The sequence below is a fragment of the Escherichia sp. 20412-1 genome, assembly GCF_003027595.1.
GTDB classification, from domain to species: domain Bacteria; phylum Pseudomonadota; class Gammaproteobacteria; order Enterobacterales; family Enterobacteriaceae; genus Escherichia; species Escherichia marmotae.
In genome coordinates this window covers 1-21,135 of sequence record NZ_PYQM01000053.1, presented here as the reverse complement: position 1 = coordinate 21,135, position 21,135 = coordinate 1, and the positions used below count along the sequence as shown (strand labels likewise).

The window sequence follows — 21,135 nt, the reverse complement described above, 5'->3', positions numbered from 1 at the left end:
TAACGGGATACCAGATCAAGGGCCTGTCCAATGTGCATAAAAAAATCCGGAAACGAGTGAGCGTTTCCGGATTCTTACACAGCCACTGGATCGGTCAACTGATCCTTAACTGATCGGCATTACAGCCGGATGCTGACCTTATTTTTTAACGTTCAATAATTTGCGAGACATCATCACGGTTAATTTGCATAGCGTTACCTTGCTGATCGTGATAACTCACAAGCCCGGTATCATCGTCAATTTCCGGTTTTCCATCCGTCAGGATCATTCGACCATCTTTAGTTGCCATCACATAATCACTGCTACAACCGGAAACAGCAAATACCAGTCCGACTGCAGAGATTAATACTGCCCATTTTTTCATCCGGTTATCCTCATTAAGCCCATCAATGATAATAGTCTGTTTATAATCTGACGTTATACATCTTGAAAGCAGGAAAGTCTTAAACTGTGAGGATAAAGGGAAGGCATTCGCTCTCCCGCAGAAGAGCGAACGGAACATCAGAGTGGATTCTTTTTATTGCGAATCAGGTTGAGGCTTTCTACTGCAATGGAGAAGAACATTGCGAAGTAGATGTAACCTTTCGGTACGTGGATATCGAAACTTTCCAGAATCAGGGTAAAGCCCACCAGAATCAGGAAAGAGAGCGCCAACATTTTCACTGATGGATGGCGTTCAACAAAATCACCAATTGAACGTGCGGCGAACATCATCACGCCTACGGCAATCACTACGGCCGCCATCATAATAAACAGATGATCCGACAGACCCACGGCGGTAATGACCGAGTCGAGGCTGAAAATAATATCCAGCAGCATAATCTGCACGATAGCACCGAGGAATGAAGAAACGCGTGTTTTCAGCCCTTCTTCTTCGCCTTCGATAGACTCGTGGATCTCCTTACTGGCTTTCCAGATAAGGAACAGACCGCCCAGCAGCAGAATCAAATCACGAGCGGAAATTTCCTGACTGAAGATTGTAAAAAGCGGATTCGTCAGGCGAGTAACCCAGGCAATCGATGCCAGCAGCGCCAGACGCATAACCATGGCTCCAGCCAGCCCCAGACGCCGCGCATGACCACGCTGTGCGGTGGGCAACTTTGCGACCACCAGAGAAAGGAAAATAATATTATCGATCCCAAGAACGATTTCCAGCAGCGTCAGCGTACCGAGCGCAAGCCAGGCGTTAGGATCGGTTATCCATGCAAATAACATCTAAAAAGCCCTGCCAAAAAAAATGAAGCGGTAATTATATGCCCGGAATGCGGCAGGTCAAAGCGATGGCTACTGGATCAAAAAATGACGCGCCAGTAGCGCACTGGTGAAATTCTTCTTCAAATAAAAACCGCGTGGCAGCGTCAGAATCCGTTCGCCCCGGGTGCCAATGGCTTCGGTCAGAGCTTTCGCATTCGCTGCTTTCGGCCGTATTTGTAAATATTCCCCATGACGAGCGGTGATTCGCTCAACCTGACCGAGGACAATCATATCCATCAATTCTTCCCAGTCCTCGCGCAACTGCTGGTCTTCCTCTTCATTCGGGCTCCACAACAACGGTGACCCTACGCGACGTAGCGCCAGCGGGATGCTGCGCTCGCCTTCAACCGGTATCCACAGCACCCGTTTGAGTTTGTGGCGCACGTGGCTGGTTTCCCAGGTCACGCCGCTATTGCCGGTTAACGGTGCAACACAAACAAATGTCGTTTCCAGCGGACGTCCCAGACTATCCACAGGAATCGTTTTGAGTTCCACGCCTAAAGCAGCAAAATCTTGTTCAGGTTTACTGCCAGCGCTGGCTCCGAGCCAGATCTCCAGTAACACACCGATCCAACCCTTATCGCGTTTTAAATTCTCCGGTGTAACCAACCCGGCAAGCGCCGCCAGTTCACCTAGTGTGTAACCAGAAAGTTGCTGTGCTTGCGCCAGTAACTGCGCTTCAGTTTCGGGGGGAGAGAGCAATGGGCGAGGTTGGGACATGGCTTAACACCTTGATTAAAAAACAAGCAGCTATTCTGTGCCGAATACTCAGAGTGTAACTTTTTCCACATGCGTTGTTCAATTCTATGATTTATCTTGTTTTTTAATCTACAGGCTACTGTGTTGCGCAACGTCCAGGTGGGTTTTCCAATTCTGGTCACTGAAAATAAACAGGATCTTACACCATGTTATCCACAGAAAGCTGGGATAACTGTGAAAAACCCTCACTACTGTTTCCATTTACAGCCTTGACGTGCGACGAAACTCTAATTTTTAGTGGTACGGTGCTTAACTTAGTGGCACATTCTGTGGATAAATACGACGTTGGTTGATCTTTCGCCAACGCGTAAATGAGTGGTGTGACCATGGTCACAAATATCTCTGTTTCATCACTCTTTATGTATATAATATACTGATTAATAAAAAATATTTTAAAGCGCGTTTATCCGGCTGATTCAGAGTGTTCTGGGTTTTCCCGTGGTAATTCCGTACTTCTTCACAACTCTATCCACAGAAAAGGTGAATAAAAACGGTTATCCGCCCCTTCCTCTGTTTATAACTCTGCACTTAACTGTGAGTTATTCAATTGTTATTAGTGTGTAATGCCCTGCAGAGAGTGGTTTACCGTCTTCCTGGAGTATGAAACAATCATTCGTATATAAAGCTTTATTTTGAGGTAGTCCGGTGATTGATGACGATGGCTACCGCCCAAACGTAGGTATCGTGATTTGTAATCGTCAGGGGCAAGTAATGTGGGCCCGGCGATTTGGTCAGCACTCCTGGCAGTTTCCGCAAGGCGGAATTAATCCCGGAGAATCCGCAGAACAGGCGATGTACCGTGAATTGTTTGAAGAAGTAGGATTAAGCCGTAAAGACGTTCGAATCCTTGCTTCAACACGTAACTGGTTGCGCTACAAATTACCGAAACGTTTGGTGCGTTGGGACACGAAGCCGGTTTGTATCGGCCAAAAACAAAAATGGTTTCTCTTGCAGTTGGTGAGCGGCGATGCGGAAATCAATATGCAAACCAGCAGTACACCAGAGTTTGACGGCTGGCGATGGGTAAGTTACTGGTATCCGGTCAGACAGGTGGTGTCATTTAAACGTGATGTCTACCGTAGGGTAATGAAAGAGTTCGCGAGTGTTGTGATGGCGCTTCAGGAAAATACGCCTAAACCACAAAACGCATCAACTTATCGACGTAAAAGAGGTTAAGTCACGCCAATTATGCTCACTCGCCTGCGCGAAATAGTCGAAAAGGTAGCCAGCGCACCACGCCTGAACGAGGCGTTAAATATTCTGGTTACCGACATCTGTCTTGCGATGGATACTGAGGTCTGTTCGGTCTACCTGGCCGATCACGACCGACGTTGTTACTACCTGATGGCGACCCGGGGATTAAAAAAACCACGTGGTCGCACTGTAACGCTTGCGTTTGATGAAGGGATCGTCGGTCTGGTTGGCAGGCTGGCGGAACCGATAAACCTTGCGGATGCGCAAAAACACCCCAGCTTCAAATATATCCCCTTCGTAAAAGAAGAGCGTTTCCGTGCGTTTTTAGGCGTGCCGATTATTCAACGTCGCCAGTTGCTTGGTGTACTGGTGGTGCAGCAACGCGAACTGCGGCAGTACAACGAAAGCGAAGAATCCTTCCTGGTGACGCTCGCCACCCAGATGGCCGCCATTCTATCCCAGTCGCAGTTGACTGCGTTGTTCGGGCAATATCGCCAGACGAGAATCCGCGCATTACCGGCCGCGCCCGGTGTAGCGATTGCCGAAGGTTGGCAGGATGCAACGTTACCCTTAATGGAACAGGTGTATCAGGCTTCAACGCTGGATCCGGCGCTGGAACGTGAGCGACTGACCGGGGCGCTGGAAGAGGCGGCCAATGAGTTTCGCCGTTACAGCAAACGCTTTGCCGCCGGGGCGCAAAAAGAAACGGCGGCTATTTTCGATCTTTACTCACACTTGCTTTCCGATACGCGTCTGCGTCGCGAACTGTTTGCTGAAGTGGATAAAGGTTCGGTCGCAGAGTGGGCGGTGAAAACGGTCATTGAAAAATTTGCCGAACAGTTCGCCACACTAAGCGATAGCTATCTCAAAGAACGAGCGGGCGATCTACGCGCGCTGGGTCAGCGATTACTGTTTCATCTTGATGATGCCAATCAGGGGGCGAACGCCTGGCCGGAACGTTTCATTCTGGTGGCAGATGAACTGTCAGCGACTACCCTTGCGGAACTGCCTCAGGATCGCTTAGTCGGCGTTGTCGTGCGCGATGGTGCTGCCAACTCCCACGCCGCAATCATGGTGCGTGCACTGGGGATCCCCACCGTGATGGGCGCGGACATTCAGCCTTCGGTGCTGCATCGTCGGACGTTGATCGTTGACGGTTATCGTGGGGAATTGCTGGTCGACCCGGAGCCGGTGCTGCTACATGAATATCAGCGGCTGATTAGCGAAGAGATTGAGCTTAGCCGTCTGGCAGAAGATGATGTCAATTTACCCGCGCAGCTAAAAAGCGGCGAGCGCATAAAAGTTATGCTCAATGCGGGGTTAAGTCCGGAACATGAAGAAAAATTAGGCAGCCGCATTGATGGCATCGGACTCTATCGCACTGAAATTCCCTTTATGCTGCAAAGCGGCTTCCCGTCGGAAGAAGAACAGGTGGCGCAGTATCAGGGCATGTTGCAAATGTTTAATGATAAGCCCGTCACGCTGCGCACGCTGGATGTCGGTGCTGATAAGCAACTGCCTTACATGCCTATCAGCGAAGAGAATCCATGTCTTGGTTGGCGTGGGATCCGCATTACGCTCGATCAGCCGGAGATCTTTTTGATTCAGGTACGGGCGATGTTGCGTGCTAACGCCGCCACGGGCAACCTGAACATCCTGTTGCCGATGGTCACAAGTCTCGATGAAGTTGACGAAGCACGCCGCCTGATCGAGCGTGCCGGACGTGAAGTCGAAGAAATGATTGGTTACGCAATTCCTAAACCGCGTATCGGTATCATGCTGGAAGTGCCATCGATGGTATTTATGTTGCCGCATCTGGCAAACCGGGTCGATTTTATCTCGGTAGGCACCAATGATCTGACCCAGTACATTCTGGCTGTCGATCGCAACAACACGCGGGTGGCAAACATTTATGACAGTCTTCATCCTGCAATGCTTCGAGCCCTGGCGATGATCGCCCGGGAAGCGGAAGCGCAGGGGATCGACTTACGTTTGTGCGGTGAAATGGCGGGCGATCCCATGTGTGTGGCGATCCTCATTGGGCTTGGGTATCGCCATCTATCTATGAACGGACGCTCTGTCGCGCGCGTAAAATACTTGCTGCGGCGCATTGATTTTGCCGAAGCAGAAAATCTTGCTCAGCGCAGTCTGGAAGCGCAACTGGCGACTGAAGTTCGTCATCAGGTTGCGGCATTTATGGAGCGTCGCGGCATGGGTGGGCTGATTCGCGGAGGATTATAGCGCGGTTCCTATACATATCTTTTAACGGTATCCGGCAACCAGCCAGGTCCCCTTGTGCTATTATTCGCACCTTTGGAGCGCCTGAAACCTGCGGCGCGCATTTCAATCGCTGTTCTCTTTCAGCGAAATAACAAGAACTTGTGGTGACAGATGACCAGTAGCTATCTGCATTTTCCGGAATTTGATCCGGTCATTTTCTCAATAGGACCCGTTGCGCTTCACTGGTACGGCCTGATGTATCTGGTGGGGTTCATTTTTGCAATGTGGCTGGCGGGGCGTCGGGCGAATCGTCCGGGCAGTGGCTGGACCAAAAATGAAGTTGAAAACTTACTCTATGCGGGCTTCCTCGGTGTCTTCCTGGGCGGACGTATTGGTTATGTTCTGTTCTACAACTTCCCGCAGTTTATGGCCGATCCGCTGTATCTGTTCCGCGTCTGGGACGGCGGCATGTCCTTCCACGGCGGCCTGATTGGCGTTATCGTGGTGATGATTATCTTCGCCCGCCGTACCAAACGCTCCTTCTTCCAGGTCTCTGATTTTATTGCACCGCTCATTCCGTTTGGTCTTGGTGCCGGGCGTCTGGGCAACTTTATTAACGGTGAACTGTGGGGCCGCGTTGACCCGAACTTCCCGTTTGCCATGCTGTTCCCTGGCTCCCGTACCGAAGACATTCTGCTGCTGCAAAACAACCCACAGTGGCAATCCATTTTCGACACTTACGGTGTGCTGCCGCGCCACCCGTCACAGTTGTACGAACTGCTGCTGGAAGGTGTGGTGCTGTTTATCATCCTTAACCTCTACATTCGTAAACCGCGCCCAATGGGGGCTGTCTCAGGCTTGTTCCTGATTGGCTATGGCGCGTTTCGCATCATTGTTGAGTTTTTCCGCCAGCCCGACGCGCAGTTTACCGGTGCCTGGGTGCAGTACATCAGCATGGGGCAAATTCTTTCCATCCCGATGATTGTCGCGGGTGTGATCATGATGGTCTGGGCATATCGTCGCAGCCCACAGCAACACGTTTCCTGAGGAACCATGAAACAGTATTTAGAACTGATGCAAAAAGTGCTCGACGAAGGCACACAGAAAAACGACCGTACCGGAACCGGAACGCTTTCCATTTTTGGTCATCAGATGCGTTTTAACCTGCAGGATGGATTCCCACTGGTGACAACCAAGCGTTGCCACCTGCGTTCCATCATCCATGAGCTGCTATGGTTCCTGCAGGGCGATACCAACATTGCTTATCTGCATGAAAACAATGTCACTATCTGGGACGAATGGGCCGATGAAAATGGCGATCTCGGCCCGGTGTATGGCAAACAGTGGCGCGCATGGCCAACGCCAGATGGTCGTCATATTGATCAAATCACCACGGTATTGAATCAATTGAAAAACGACCCGGACTCCCGCCGCATTATTGTTTCGGCGTGGAACGTGGGCGAACTGGATAAAATGGCGCTGGCTCCGTGCCATGCGTTCTTCCAGTTTTATGTGGCAGACGGCAAGCTTTCTTGCCAGCTTTATCAACGCTCCTGTGACGTCTTCCTCGGCCTGCCGTTTAACATCGCCAGCTACGCACTACTGGTGCATATGATGGCGCAGCAGTGCGATCTGGAAGTGGGTGATTTTGTCTGGACCGGTGGCGACACGCACCTGTACAGCAACCATATGGATCAAACCCATCTACAATTAAGCCGCGAGCCGCGTCCGCTGCCGAAGCTGATTATCAAACGTAAACCAGAATCCATCTTCGACTACCGTTTCGAAGATTTTGAGATTGAAGGCTACGATCCGCATCCGGGCATTAAGGCACCGGTTGCTATCTGATTTACGAAACATCCTGCCAGAGCCGACGCCAGTGTGCGTCGGTTTTTTTTACCCTCTGTTAAATTCTTCGAGACGCCTTCCCGAAATTTTGCAACGCCCTGCAACAACGTAAATAGTGCGGAAGACGCGCCGAGAAAATAGAAACAGGGCCTCGCCTTTTTTTCTCCTCGTCGCATACTGCCGACATGAAAACACAACGTGGTTATACGCTGATTGAAACACTGGTTGCGATGCTGATTTTAGTCATGTTAAGCGCAACTGGACTCTATGGCTGGCAATACTGGCAGCAGTCGCAACGGCTATGGCAAACCGCCAGCCAGGCGCGGGATTATTTGCTCTATTTACGTGAGGATGCCAACTGGCATAACCGCGACCACAGTATCAGCGTCATCAGGGAGGGAACGTCATGGTGTCTTGTAAGTGCCGCCGCAGGGACGAATACCTGTCATGGCCATTCACCGTTGGTCTTTGTGCCACGCTGGCCCGAAGTCGAAATGAGTGACCTGACCCCTTCGCTTACGTTCTTTGGCCTGCGCAATACCGCATGGGCCGGGCATATTCACTTCAAAAACTCAGCGGGCGAGTGGTGGCTGGTGATTTCACCGTGGGGAAGACTCCGGCTTTGTCAGCAAGGAGAAACACAAGGATGTCTGTAAAAGAACAAGGATTTTCGCTGCTGGAAGTGCTGATTGCTATGGCTATCAGTAGCGTATTGCTGCTGGGGGCTGCGCGGTTTCTGCCAGCATTACAGCGGGAAAGCTTGATTACAACGCGCAAGCTGGCACTGGAAGATGAGATCTGGCTGCGGGTCTACACCGTTGCGAAGCATCTTCAAAGGGCTGGTTATTGTCATGGTAACTGCACTGGTGAAGGGCTGGAAATTGTCGGGCAGGGTGACTGCATCATTGTGCAGTGGGACGCGAACAGTAACGGTATCTGGGATCGTGAACCGGTAAAAGAGTCCGACCAGATTGGATTTCGTTTGAAAGAGCATGTGCTGGAAACGTTACGTGGTGCCGCATCCTGTGAAGGTAAAGGCTGGGATAAAGTCACCAACCCGGACGCCGTCATTATCGACACTTTTCAGGTCCTGCGTCAGGATGTCAGCGGATTCTCGCCGGTATTAACGGTTAGTATGCGCGGTGCCAGTAAGGCTGAACCACAAACCGTGGTGGATGCCAGCTATAGCGTAACAGGATTCAACCTGTGAACCGTGAACGGGGCGTTTCATCGCTGGCACTGGTCCTGATGTTGCTGGTATTGGGCAGCTTGCTGCTACAAGGAATGAGCCAACAGGAGCGCAGTTTTGCTTCTCGGGTGACTATGGAAAGCCAGTCATTGCGTCGTCAGGCAATTGTACAGTCGGCGCTGGAATGGGGAAAAATGCACACCTGGCAGACGCAACCCGTAGTTCAGTGCTCACAGTTCGCTGCAACCGGTGCCCGAGTTTGTCTGCGTTTACTGGCTGATAGTGAAATCTTGCTGATTGCCAGTTATGAAGGCGTTTCATTATGGCGAACAGGCGAAGTGAACGATGGAAATATTGCTTTTTCGCCACACGGCTGGAGTGATTTTTGTCCGCAGAAAGAGGTGGCGTTATGTCAGCTTCCCTGAAGAATCAACAAGGCTTTAGTCTACCGGAAGTGATGCTGGCGATGGTGCTGATGGTGATGATTGTCACTGCGTTATCCGGTTTCCAGCGAACATTAATGAACAGTCTTACCAGCAGAGGCCAGTACCAACAGCTCTGGCGGCATGGCTGGCAGCAAACGCAACTGCGCGCGATTTCGCCACCTGCCAACTGGCAGGTCAACCGAATGCAGACATCGCAGGCGGGATGTGTCAGCATCAGCGTTACGTTAGTTTCACCCGGGGGCAGAGAAGGCGAGATGACCCGCCTGCATTGCCCGAATCGTCAGTAGTCAGGAGCCGCTATGTTAAGGGTCTACCATTCCAATCGTCTGGACGTGCTGGAAGCGTTGATGGAGTTTATCGTCGAACGCGAGCGGCTGGACGATCCTTTCGAGCCAGAGATGATTCTGGTGCAAAGTACCGGTATGGCACAGTGGCTGCAAATGACCCTGTCGCAGAAGTTCGGTATTGCGGCAAACATTGATTTCCCGCTCCCTGCGAGTTTTATCTGGGATATGTTCGTCCGCGTATTGCCGGAGATCCCCAAAGAGAGTGCCTTTAACAAGCAGAGCATGAGCTGGAAACTGATGACTCTGCTGCCGCAACTGTTGGATTGCGAAGATTTTACCCTGTTGCGCCATTACCTGACTGACGATAGTGACAAGCGGAAACTGTTTCAGCTTTCCTCAAAAGCGGCGGACCTGTTTGACCAGTATCTGGTCTATCGCCCGGACTGGCTGGCTCAGTGGGAAGCGGGACATCTGGTTGAAGGGCTGGGAGAAGCGCAGGCCTGGCAAGCTCCATTGTGGAAGGCGCTGGTAGAATATACTGACGAGCTGGGGCAACCTCGTTGGCACCGTGCCAATCTCTATCAACGCTTTATCGAAACGCTGGAGTCTGCAACGACCTGCCCGCCAGGGCTACCTTCGCGCGTATTTATCTGCGGTATTTCCGCATTACCGCCAGTTTATCTACAGGCGTTACAGGCGCTGGGTAAACATATTGAAATCCATCTTCTGTTTACCAACCCTTGCCGTTATTACTGGGGCGATATTAAAGATCCTGCGTATCTGGCGAAACTGCTAACCCGCCAGCGTCGGCACAGCTTTGAAGATCGCGAATTGCCGCTATTTCGCGATAGCGAAAATGCCGGGCAGTTGTTTAACAGCGAGGGCGAACAGGATATTGGCAACCCTCTGCTGGCCTCATGGGGCAAGCTGGGGCGAGACTACATCTATCTGCTTGCTGATCTCCAGAGCAGTCAGGAACTGGATGCCTTTGTCGATGTTACTCCAGACAGCCTGCTGCATAACATTCAGTCCGACATTCTGGAACTGGAAAACCGCGCCGTCGCAGGCGTGAACCTTGAAGAGTTTTCCCGCAGCGATAACAAACGGCAGCTCGATCCGCAGGATAACAGCGTCACCTTCCATGTTTGCCATAGCCCGCAGCGCGAAGTTGAAGTCTTGCACGATCGATTGCTGGCGATGCTGGAAGAAGATCCGACACTCACTCCGCGCGATATCATCGTGATGGTGGCTGACATCGATAGCTACAGTCCGTTTATTCAGGCGGTGTTTGGTAGTGCTCCGGCGGATCGTTATCTGCCTTACGCCATTTCCGACCGTCGGGCGCGACAGTCGCATCCGGTACTGGAAGCATTTATCAGCCTGTTATCGTTGCCTGACAGCCGCTTTGTATCGGAGGACGTTTTGGCGCTGCTGGACGTACCGGTGCTGGCGGCGCGGTTTGATATCACCGAAGAAGGGCTGCGTTATTTACGCCAGTGGGTCAATGAATCCGGCATTCGCTGGGGGATTGATGACGACAACGTTCGCGAGCTGGAACTTCCCGCCACCGGGCAACACACCTGGCAATTTGGCCTGACGCGTATGTTGCTGGGCTACGCGATGGAGAGTGCTCAGGGAGAATGGCAATCTGTTCTTCCTTATGATGAGTCGAGCGGCTTAATTGCAGAGCTGGTGGGGCATCTGGCGTCACTGCTGATGCAGCTCAACATCTGGCGTCGCGGGTTGGCACAGGAGCGACCGCTGGAAGAGTGGCTGCCGGTATGCCGCGACATGCTCAATGCTTTCTTCCTGCCGGATGCGGAAACCGAAGCGGCGATGACGCTTATTGAGCAACAGTGGCTGGCTATCATCGCAGAAGGGCTGGGAGCGCAGTATGGCGACGTGGTGCCGCTGTCACTGTTACGTGATGAACTGGCACAACGTCTGGATCAAGAACGTATCAGCCAGCGTTTTCTTGCCGGTCCGGTCAATATTTGTACCCTGATGCCAATGCGTTCCATCCCGTTCAAAGTAGTTTGCCTGCTGGGAATGAACGATGGTGTTTACCCGCGCCAGCTCGCGCCGCTGGGTTTTGATTTAATGAGCCAGAAACCAAAGCGTGGCGACCGCAGTCGTCGCGATGACGACCGCTATCTGTTCCTGGAGGCGTTAATTTCCGCGCAGCAAAAACTCTATATCAGCTATATTGGGCGCTCCATTCAGGATAACAGCGAACGTTTCCCGTCGGTTTTGGTGCAGGAACTGATCGACTACATCGGGCAAAGCCATTATCTGCCGGGCGATGAAGCGCTTAACTGCGATGAAAGTGAGGCGAGGGTGAAAGCGCATCTTACTTGCCTCCATACCCGGATGCCGTTTGATCCGCAAAACTACCAACCCGGTGAGCGACAAAGCTATGCGCGCGAGTGGCTACCGGCAGCCAGCCAGGCAGGCAAGGCGCACTCTGAATTTGTTCAGCCACTGCCGTTTACCTTGCCGGAAACTGTGCCGCTGGAGACGCTACAACGATTCTGGTCACATCCGGTGCGAGCATTTTTCCAGATGCGCTTGCAGGTGAACCTCCGCACCGAAGACAGCGAAATCCCCGACACCGAGCCATTTATTCTGGAGGGACTTAGCCGTTATCAGATCAACCAGCAGCTATTAAATGCATTGGTTGAGCAGGATGATGCCGAACGTTTGTTCCGCCGGTTCCGGGCGGCAGGTGATTTGCCGTATGGCGCATTTGGTGAAATTTTCTGGGAAACGCAGTGCCAGGAGATGCAGCAACTTGCCGACAGAGTCATTGCCTGTCGGCAACCGGGGCAGAGTTTAGAAATCGATCTCACCTGCAATGGCGTGCAAATTACGGGCTGGTTGCCGCAGGTCCAGCCGGATGGTCTGTTGCGCTGGCGTCCCTCTTTGCTCAGTGTGGCACAGGGAATGCAACTTTGGCTGGAACACCTTGTCTACTGTGCCAGCGGTGGTAACGGTGAGAGTCGCCTTTTCCTGCGTAAAGACGGTGAGTGGCGTTTTCCGCCGCTTGCAGCCGAACAGGCTTTACATTACCTCTCACAACTGATCGAAGGGTATCGTGAAGGAATGTCCGCGCCGTTACTGGTGTTACCTGAAAGTGGCGGCGCGTGGCTAAAAACCTGTTATGACGCTGAACACGATGTCATGCTGGATGACGAGTCCACTGTGCAAAAAGCCCGTACGAAATTCCTTCAGGCTTACGAAGGCAACATGATGGTGCGTGGAGAAGGTGACGATATCTGGTATCAGAGGCTCTGGCGGCAATTAACGCCAGAGACAATGGAAGCCATCGTTGAGCAGTCGCAACGTTTCCTGTTACCGCTGTTTCGTTTTAATCAGTCATGAGTGTTGTATAAAAATTGCGCAATCCATTTGCTTACTTTATGATGCGCACCAGTCACGGACTGATGGTTATATAGACATAGGCTGACTTGTTCAGCGCGAGATTAAATTCTGCCGGATGATTTACGTTAACGTGTTGAATCTGGCTGAAAAATAAAGTTGATAATGAGGTCCGTGAATGCCCCGCAGCACCTGGTTCAAAGCAGTACTGTTGTTTGTTGCCCTTTGGGCACCCTTAAGTCAGGCAGAAACGGGATGGCAGCCGATTCAGGAAACCATCCGTAAAAGTGATAAAGATAACCGTCAGTATCAGGCTGTGCGTCTGGATAACGGCATGGTGGTATTGTTGGTTTCTGACCCGCAGGCGGTAAAATCCCTTTCTGCACTGGTGGTGCCCGTTGGATCGCTGGAAGATCCCGAGGCTTATCAGGGGCTGGCACATTATCTTGAACATATGAGCCTGATGGGGTCGAAAAAGTACCCGCAGGCTGACAGTCTGGCCGAATACCTCAAAATGCACGGTGGCAGTCATAACGCCAGCACGGCACCGTATCGCACCGCTTTCTATCTGGAAGTGGAAAATGACGCCTTACCAGGGGCGGTAGACCGCCTGGCGGACGCCATTGCGGAACCTTTACTCGACAAGAAATATGCCGAACGTGAGCGTAATGCAGTGAACGCCGAATTAACTATGGCGCGCACGCGTGACGGGATGCGTATGGCGCAGGTCAGCGCAGAAACCATTAACCCGGCCCACCCTGGTGCAAAGTTTTCTGGTGGCAACCTGGAAACCTTAAGCGACAAACCCGGTAATCCGGTGCAGCAGGCGCTGAAAAATTTCCATGAGAAATATTACTCCGCCAATCTGATGAAGGCTGTTATCTACAGTAACAAACCGCTGCAGGAGCTGGCGAAGATGGCGGCGGACACCTTCGGTCGAGTGCCGAACAAAGAGAGCAAAAAACCGGAAATCACCGTGCCGGTAGTCACCGATGCACAAAAGGGCATTATCATTCATTACGTCCCGGCGTTGCCGCGTAAAGTGCTGCGTGTCGAGTTTCGCATCGATAACAATTCGGCGGAGTTCCGTAGTAAAACTGATGAGTTAATTACCTATCTGATTGGCAATCGCAGCCCAGGAACGCTTTCTGACTGGTTGCAAAAACAGGGATTAGTTGAGGGCATTAGCGCCAACTCCGATCCTATCGTCAATGGCAACAGTGGCGTGTTAGCGATCTCTGCGTCCTTAACCGATAAAGGTCTGGCTAATCGCGCTCAGGTTGTAGCGGCTATTTTCAGCTACCTCAATCTGTTACGCGAAAAAGGGATTGATAAACAGTATTTCGATGAACTGGCGAATGTGCTGGATATCGATTTCCGTTATCCGTCAATCACTCGTGATATGGATTACGTCGAGTGGCTGGCAGATACCATGATTCGCGTTCCCGTTGAGCATACGCTGGACGCGGTCAATATAGCCGATCAGTATGATGCTAAAGCAGTAAAAGAACGTCTGGCGATGATGACGCCGCAAAACGCGCGTATCTGGTATATCAGCCCGAAAGAGCCACACAATAAAATGGCTTACTTTGTCGATGCGCCGTATCAGGTCGATAAAATCAGCGAGCAAACTTTCGCTGACTGGCAGAAAAAAGCTGCCGACATAGCGCTCTCCCTGCCGGAGCTTAATCCCTATATTCCTGACGATTTCTCGCTGATTAAATCAGAGAAGAAATACGACCATCCAGAGCTGATTGTTGATGAATCCAATTTGCGTGTGGTGTATGCGCCGAGTCGCTATTTTGCCAGCGAACCAAAAGCCGATGTCAGCCTGATTTTGCGTAACCCGAAAGCGATGGACAGCGCCCGTAACCAGGTGATGTTTGCGCTCAATGATTATCTCGCAGGGTTGGCGCTTGATCAGTTAAGCAACCAGGCGTCGGTTGGCGGCATTAGTTTTTCCACCAATGCTAACAACGGCCTTATGGTTAATGCTAATGGTTACACTCAGCGTCTGCCGCAACTTTTTCAGGCTCTGCTGGAGGGCTACTTTAGCTATACCGCTACACCAGAGCAGCTTGAACAGGCGAAATCCTGGTATAACCAGATGATGGATTCCGCAGAAAAAGGCAAAGCGTTTGAGCAGGCGATTATGCCCGCGCAGATGCTCTCGCAGGTGCCGTACTTCTCGCGAGATGAGCGCCGTAAAATTTTGCCCACTATCACCCTGAAAGAGGTGATGGCCTATCGCGACGCCTTAAAATCCGGGGCACGACCAGAGTTCATGGTTATCGGCAACATGACCGAAGCCCAGGCAACAACGCTGGCGCGCGATGTGCAAAAACAGTTAGGGGCTGATGGCTCAGAGTGGTGTCGTAACAAAGATGTCCTGGTCGATAAAAAACAGTCCGTCATTTTTGAAAAAGCCGGTAACAGTACCGACTCCGCACTGGCAGCAGTATTTGTACCGACTGGCTATGATGAATACACCAGTTCAGCCTACAGTTCTCTGTTGGCGCAGATTGTACAACCGTGGTTCTACAATCAGTTGCGTACTGAAGAGCAGTTGGGGTACGCCGTGTTCGCGTTCCCAATGAGCGTGGGACGTCAGTGGGGCATGGGCTTCTTACTGCAAAGTAATGATAAACAGCCTTCGTACCTGTGGGATCGTTACAAGGCCTTTTTCCCAACGGCTGAGGCGAAACTGCGCGCGATGAAGCCAGAAGAGTTCGCGCAAATCCAGCAGGCGGTTATCAGCCAGATGCTACAGGCACCGCAAACGCTGGGCGAAGAAGCATCGAAGTTAAGTAAAGATTTCGATCGCGGCAATATGCGCTTTGATTCGCGTGATAAAATCGTGGCACAGATAAAACTGCTGACGCCGCAAAAACTTGCCGATTTCTTCCATCAGGCAGTGGTCGAGCCGCAAGGCATGGCTATCCTGTCGCAGATTTCCGGCAGCCAGAATGGGAAAGCTGAATATGTGCATCCTGAAGGCTGGAAAGTGTGGGAGAACGTCAGCGCGTTGCAGCAAACAATGCCCCTGATGAGTGAAAAGAATGAGTGATGTCGCTGAGACACTAGATCCTTTGCGCTTGCCCTTACTGGGTGAGCGCCTGATTGAAGCCTCTGCCGGCACAGGCAAAACCTTTACGATAGCAGCGCTCTATTTGCGCCTGTTACTTGGACTAGGTGGTTCTGCAGCCTTTCCCCGCCCGTTGACCGTTGAAGAACTGCTGGTGGTGACCTTTACCGAGGCTGCCACCGCAGAGTTGCGCGGTCGTATCCGTAGCAATATTCATGAGTTGCGCATCGCCTGTCTACGTGAAACCACCGACAACCCTCTGTATGCGCGCCTGCTGGAAGAGATTGACGATAAAGCGCAGGCCGCGCAGTGGCTGCTGTTAGCCGAACGACAGATGGATGAAGCGGCAGTTTTTACCATTCACGGTTTTTGTCAGCGAATGCTCAACCTGAATGCTTTTGAATCCGGTATGTTGTTTGAGCAGCAACTGATTGAAGATGAATCGCTACTGCGCTACCAGGCCTGCGCCGATTTCTGGCGTCGCCACTGCTATCCTCTGCCGCGTGAAATTGCTCAGGTGGTCTTTGAAACATGGAAAGGGCCGCGGGCGTTGCTGCGCGATATTAATCGATATCTGCAAGGGGAAGCGCCAGTTATTAAAGCGCTGCCGCCCGATGATGAAACGCTGGCTTCCCGCCACGCGCAAATTGTGGCGCGTATCGATACCGTAAAACAGCAGTGGCGTGATGCGGTAGGTGAACTGGATGCGCTAATCGAATCTTCAGGTATTGATCGACGCAAGTTTAACCGTAGCAATCAGGCTAAATGGATTGACAAGATTAGCGCCTGGGCAGAAGAAGAGACCAACAGTTATCAGTTGCCGGAGTCGCTGGAAAAATTCTCTCAGCGTTTCTTAGAAGATCGCACAAAAGCAGGGGGCGAGACACCGCGCCATCCGCTGTTTGAGGCGATCGATCAATTACTTGCTGAACCATTATCGATCCGCGATCTGGTGATCACTCGCGCATTAGCTGAGATCCGTGAAACGGTAGCGCGTGAAAAACGCCGCCGTGGCGAACTGGGTTTTGACGACATGTTAAGTCGGCTGGATTCCGCGTTGTGTAGCGAAAGCGGAGAGGCGCTGGCGACGGCGATCCGCACGCGATTCCCGGTGGCAATGATCGACGAGTTTCAGGATACCGACCCTCAGCAGTACCGGATTTTCCGCCACATCTGGCACCATCAGCCGGAAACCGCATTGTTACTGATTGGTGATCCGAAACAGGCTATTTATGCGTTCCGTGGTGCGGATATCTTCACCTACATGAAGGCGCGTAGCGAAGTTCGCGCTCATTACACGTTGGATACCAACTGGCGTTCCGCACCAGGAATGGTGAACAGTGTGAACACGCTTTTTAGCCAGACTGATGACGCTTTTATGTTTCGCGAAATACCGTTTATTCCTGTGAAATCAGCCGGGAAAAATCAGGCGCTGCGTTTCGTATTTAAAGGTGAAACGCAGCCTTCGATGAAAATGTGGCTGATGGAAGGCGAAAGCTGCGGCGTTGGCGATTATCAAAGTACCATGGCGCAGGTATGCGCCGCGCAAATCCGCGACTGGCTGCAGGCCGGGCAGCGCGGAGACGCGTTGTTGATGAATGGCGATGACGCGCGTCCGGTGCGTGCTTCAGACATCAGTGTGTTGGTGCGCAGCCGCCAGGAGGCCGCCCAGATACGTGATGCCTTAACGCTGCTGGAAATCCCTTCCGTTTACCTTTCGAACCGCGACAGTGTTTTTGAAACTCTGGAAGCGCAGGAGATGCTTTGGCTGTTGCAGGCAGTGATGACGCCTGAACGTGAAAATACTCTGCGTAGCGCGCTGGCAACGTCAATGATGGGGCTGAACGCGCTGGATATCGAAATGCTGAATAATGACGAACATGCCTGGGATGCAGTTGTTGAAGAGTTCGATGGTTATCGACAAATCTGGCGAAAACGCGGCGTTATGCCAATGCTGCGGGCGCTGATGTCGGCGCGCAACATTGCAGAAAACCTGCTGGCAACGGCGGGTGGTGAGCGGCGTCTTACAGATATTTTACATATCAGTGAATTACTTCAGGAAGCGGGAACGCAGCTTGAAAGTGAACATGCGCTGGTACGCTGGTTATCACAGCATATCCTCGAGCCAGACAGTAACGCGTCCAGCCAGCAAATGCGCCTCGAAAGTGACAAACATCTGGTGCAGATTGTTACGATCCACAAGTCGAAAGGACTGGAGTATCCGCTAGTCTGGTTGCCATTTATTACCAATTTCCGCGTCCAGGATCAGGCGTTCTATCACGATCGTCACTCATTTGAGGCTGTTCTGGATCTTAACGCTGCGCCAGAAAGCGTCGATCTCGCTGAGGCCGAACGTCTGGCGGAAGATCTGCGTTTGCTTTATGTGGCGCTGACGCGTTCGGTCTGGCATTGCAGTCTTGGCGTCGCGCCACTGGTGCGCCGTCGAGGCGATAAAAAAGGTGACACCGACGTCCATCAAAGTGCGCTCGGACGCTTGCTGCAAAAAGGGGAACCAAAGGATGCGGCAGGACTTCGCGCCTGTATTGAAGCATTGTGCGATGAGGATATTGCCTGGCAAACGGCACAAACCGGTGATAATCAGCCCTGGCAGGTTAATGATGTTTCTACAGCAGAACTGAATGCGAAGACGTTACAACGTTTACCTGGCGATAACTGGCGGGTCACCAGCTACTCTGGTTTGCAGCAGCGTGGTCACGGTATCGCTCAGGATTTGATGCCACGGCTGGATGTTGACGCCGCAGGTGTGGTCAGCGTCGTTGAAGAACCGACGTTAACACCGCATCAGTTTCCGCGCGGAGCGTCACCGGGGACGTTCTTGCACAGTTTGTTTGAGGATCTGGATTTTACCCAGCCGGTTGAGCCTGACTGGGTGCGGGAAAAACTGGAACTTGGCGGTTTTGAAGCGCATTGGGAACCGGTGTTGACCGAGTGGATCATGGCTGTTCTCCAGGCACCGCTCAATGAAACGGGAGTCAGCCTGAGTCAGCTTTCCGCCCGTGATAAACAGGTGGAGATGGAATTTTATCTGCCAATTAGTGAACCGCTCGTCGCCAGCCAACTTGATGCGCTAATCCGCCAGTTTGACCCGCTTTCTGCTGGCTGCCCGTCGCTGGAGTTCATGCAGGTGCGTGGCATGTTAAAAGGCTTTATCGACCTGGTGTTTCGCCACGAAGGGCGTTATTACCTGCTCGACTATAAATCCAACTGGCTGGGTGAAAACAGCTCAGCATACACCCAACAGGCTATGGCAGCGGCGATGCAAGCACACCGCTATGATCTGCAATATCAGCTTTATACCCTGGCATTGCATCGTTATCTGCGCCATCGCATTGCTGATTACGACTATGAGCGCCACTTTGGCGGCGTTATCTATCTGTTCCTGCGCGGCGTTGATAAAGAGCATCCGCAACAAGGGATTTACGCGACCCGCCCCGATGCCGGGTTGATTGCCCTGATGGATGAGATGTTTGCTGGTATGACCCTGGAGGAGGCGTAATGAAATTGCAAAAGCAATTACTGGAAGCTGTGGAGCACAAACAGCTACGCCCGCTGGACGTGCAGTTTGCCCTGACCGTGGCGGGTGATGAACATCCCGCCGTCACCCTTGCGGCGGCACTGTTAAGTTATGATGCCGGGGAAGGACATGTCTGTTTGCCGCTTTCACGGCTGGAGAACAACGAAGCCTCGCACCCGCTCCTGGCGACCTGCGTCAGTGAAATCGGTGAGCTACAAAACTGGGAAGAGTGTCTGCTGGCTTCACATGCGGTCAGCCGGGGAGATGAACCTACACCAATGATCCTTTGTGGCGATCGTCTCTATCTCAACCGCATGTGGTGTAACGAGCGCACGGTGGCGCGCTTTTTCAATGAAGTGAATCATGCCATTGAGGTTGATGAAGCTCTACTGGCGCAAACCCTGGACCAACTTTTTCCAGTAAGCGATGACATTAACTGGCAAAAAGTGGCGGCAGCGGTGGCGCTGACGAGGCGGATCTCGGTGATTTCCGGTGGCCCCGGCACCGGTAAAACGACCACCGTGGCGAAGTTGCTGGCAGCGTTAATTCAGATGGCCGACGGTGAACGTTGTCGCATCCGTTTGGCTGCGCCGACGGGGAAAGCCGCCGCGCGCTTAACCGAATCACTTGGCAAAGCTTTGCGCCAGTTACCGCTGACGGATGAACAAAAGAAACGTATTCCGGAAGATGCCAGCACTCTGCACCGCTTGCTGGGCGCGCAGCCGGGCAGTCAGCGTTTACGCCATCATGCGGGTAACCCATTGCATCTTGATGTGTTGGTGGTCGATGAAGCGTCAATGATCGATCTGCCCATGATGTCACGATTGATCGACGCATTGCCCGATCATGCCAGAGTGATCTTTCTTGGCGACCGTGATCAACTGGCCTCTGTTGAGGCTGGGGCTGTTCTTGGCGATATTTGCGCTTATACCAATGCGGGCTTTACCGCAGAACGAGCGGAGCAGCTAAGTCGCCTGACGGGGAGCCACGTTCCTGCGGGCTGTGGCACAGAGGCGGCATCTTTGCGCGATAGTCTCTGCCTTTTGCAAAAAAGTTACCGTTTCGGCAGCGATTCTGGCATTGGTCAGCTCGCGGCGGCTATCAATCGCGGCGATAAAACGGCAGTAAAAACCGTTTTTCAGCAGGATTTTACTGACATCGAAAAACGGATTTTACAGAGTGGCGAAGATTATATTGCGATGCTTGAGGAAGCTCTTGCGGGTTACGGACGCTATCTGGATCTGCTGCAAGCGCGTGCCGAGCCGGATTTAATTATTCAGGCATTCAATGAATACCAGCTTTTGTGCGCCCTGCGGGAAGGGCCGTTTGGCGTAGCCGGGCTGAATGAGAGAATTGAGCAGTTTATGCAACAGAAGCGCAAAATCCATCGCCATCCGCACTCGCGTTGGTACGAAGGCAGGCCGGTGATGATTGCCCGCAATGACAGCGCCCTTGGGTTGTTTAATGGTGATATTGGTATTGCACTGGATCGCGGGCAAGGAACGCGCGTCTGGTTTGCAATGCCGGACGGTAATATCAAGTCAGTGCAACCAAGTCGTTTACCGGAACACGAAACCACGTGGGCGATGACGGTACATAAATCGCAGGGGTCTGAGTTCGACCATGCGGCGTTGATTTTGCCGAGCCAGCGCACGCCGGTCGTGACGCGAGAGCTGGTTTACACCGCAGTGACCCGTGCGCGTCGCCGTTTATCGTTGTATGCCGATGAGCGCATATTAAGTGCGGCAATCGCCACACGTACCGAGCGGCGTAGCGGACTGGCAGCGTTATTTAGTTCGCGGGGATAAACGCGAATGCCTGATGCGACGCATGCGCGTCTTATTATGCCCCCGGGCATTGCGCATATCGCATCTGGCGATTTCAACCACTTACCCTAAATCCGCCATCAACGTCTTCGACTTGACGTAGGTCGGATAAGG

At 52.3% G+C, this 21,135-nt stretch carries 16 protein-coding genes; 13 read left to right on the top strand and 3 right to left on the bottom strand.

Features of this window, described 5'->3' with window-relative positions:
• Window positions 1-145 precede the first annotated feature (145 nt).
• From ygdR to mutH, 3 genes are all read right to left on the bottom strand, one after another.
• A complete protein-coding gene (gene ygdR, locus C7B16_RS21765) occupies window positions 146-364 on the bottom strand; it encodes a lipoprotein YgdR (RefSeq protein WP_061090702.1) in 219 nt (72 codons plus the stop codon).
• A gap of 137 nt (window positions 365-501) precedes the next feature.
• Complete coding sequence (locus tag C7B16_RS21760; protein ID WP_000895631.1) at window positions 502-1,215, bottom strand: TerC family protein; 714 nt, start codon at window positions 1,213-1,215, stop codon at window positions 502-504.
• Between the two features lie 69 nt (window positions 1,216-1,284).
• The gene (mutH, locus tag C7B16_RS21755; protein ID WP_000082178.1) at window positions 1,285-1,974 is read right to left on the bottom strand and encodes a DNA mismatch repair endonuclease MutH; all 690 of its coding nucleotides are present in this window, start codon (window positions 1,972-1,974) and stop codon (window positions 1,285-1,287) included.
• A 185-nt stretch (window positions 1,975-2,159) separates the two neighbouring features.
• On the opposite strand from mutH, the gene C7B16_RS25685 reads away from it, so the two are divergent.
• The 13 genes from C7B16_RS25685 to recD all read left to right on the top strand — a co-directional run bounded on the left by C7B16_RS25685 (window position 2,160) and on the right by recD (window position 21,003).
• A complete protein-coding gene (locus C7B16_RS25685; protein ID WP_001516990.1) occupies window positions 2,160-2,306 on the top strand; it encodes a hypothetical protein in 147 nt (48 codons plus the stop codon).
• A 352-nt stretch (window positions 2,307-2,658) separates the two neighbouring features.
• Window positions 2,659-3,189: an RNA pyrophosphohydrolase gene (gene rppH, locus C7B16_RS21750; protein WP_107180140.1), complete on the top strand. Its 531-nt coding sequence runs from the start codon at window positions 2,659-2,661 to the stop codon at window positions 3,187-3,189.
• 12 nt (window positions 3,190-3,201) lie between these two features.
• Window positions 3,202-5,448: a phosphoenolpyruvate--protein phosphotransferase gene (ptsP, locus tag C7B16_RS21745; protein ID WP_107180139.1), complete on the top strand. Its 2,247-nt coding sequence runs from the start codon at window positions 3,202-3,204 to the stop codon at window positions 5,446-5,448.
• A 150-nt stretch (window positions 5,449-5,598) separates the two neighbouring features.
• The gene (lgt, locus tag C7B16_RS21740) at window positions 5,599-6,474 is read left to right on the top strand and encodes a prolipoprotein diacylglyceryl transferase (protein WP_000204650.1); all 876 of its coding nucleotides are present in this window, start codon (window positions 5,599-5,601) and stop codon (window positions 6,472-6,474) included.
• Window positions 6,475-6,480: 6 nt separating this feature from the next.
• A complete protein-coding gene (gene thyA / locus C7B16_RS21735; RefSeq protein ID WP_000816232.1) occupies window positions 6,481-7,275 on the top strand; it encodes a thymidylate synthase in 795 nt (264 codons plus the stop codon).
• A 185-nt stretch (window positions 7,276-7,460) separates the two neighbouring features.
• On the top strand, window positions 7,461-7,931 hold the full coding sequence (locus C7B16_RS21730) for a prepilin peptidase-dependent protein (RefSeq protein ID WP_000857060.1): 471 nt from the start codon (window positions 7,461-7,463) through the stop codon (window positions 7,929-7,931).
• Entirely contained in the window at window positions 7,922-8,485 is a 564-nt protein-coding gene (locus tag C7B16_RS21725) for a prepilin peptidase-dependent protein (protein WP_000111600.1), read from the top strand. The genes C7B16_RS21730 and C7B16_RS21725 overlap by 10 nt, the downstream gene beginning before the upstream one ends.
• On the top strand, window positions 8,482-8,889 hold the full coding sequence (locus tag C7B16_RS21720; protein WP_016249147.1) for a DUF2509 family protein: 408 nt from the start codon (window positions 8,482-8,484) through the stop codon (window positions 8,887-8,889). The genes C7B16_RS21725 and C7B16_RS21720 overlap by 4 nt, the downstream gene beginning before the upstream one ends.
• Window positions 8,874-9,197 carry a prepilin-type N-terminal cleavage/methylation domain-containing protein gene (locus C7B16_RS21715; RefSeq protein ID WP_001276464.1) on the top strand — a complete coding sequence of 108 codons (324 nt, stop codon included), beginning with the start codon at window positions 8,874-8,876 and terminating at the stop codon, window positions 9,195-9,197. The genes C7B16_RS21720 and C7B16_RS21715 overlap by 16 nt, the downstream gene beginning before the upstream one ends.
• A gap of 12 nt (window positions 9,198-9,209) precedes the next feature.
• On the top strand, window positions 9,210-12,578 hold the full coding sequence (gene recC, locus C7B16_RS21710) for an exodeoxyribonuclease V subunit gamma (protein ID WP_107180138.1): 3,369 nt from the start codon (window positions 9,210-9,212) through the stop codon (window positions 12,576-12,578).
• A gap of 175 nt (window positions 12,579-12,753) precedes the next feature.
• A complete protein-coding gene (gene ptrA / locus C7B16_RS21705) occupies window positions 12,754-15,642 on the top strand; it encodes a pitrilysin (RefSeq protein ID WP_107180137.1) in 2,889 nt (962 codons plus the stop codon).
• On the top strand, window positions 15,635-19,177 hold the full coding sequence (gene recB, locus C7B16_RS21700) for an exodeoxyribonuclease V subunit beta (RefSeq protein WP_107180136.1): 3,543 nt from the start codon (window positions 15,635-15,637) through the stop codon (window positions 19,175-19,177). The genes ptrA and recB overlap by 8 nt, the downstream gene beginning before the upstream one ends.
• Window positions 19,177-21,003, top strand: a complete 1,827-nt coding sequence (recD, locus tag C7B16_RS21695; protein WP_107180135.1) for an exodeoxyribonuclease V subunit alpha — start codon at window positions 19,177-19,179, stop codon at window positions 21,001-21,003. Before recB ends, recD begins: the two co-directional genes overlap by 1 nt.
• Window positions 21,004-21,135: the final 132 nt, after the last annotated feature.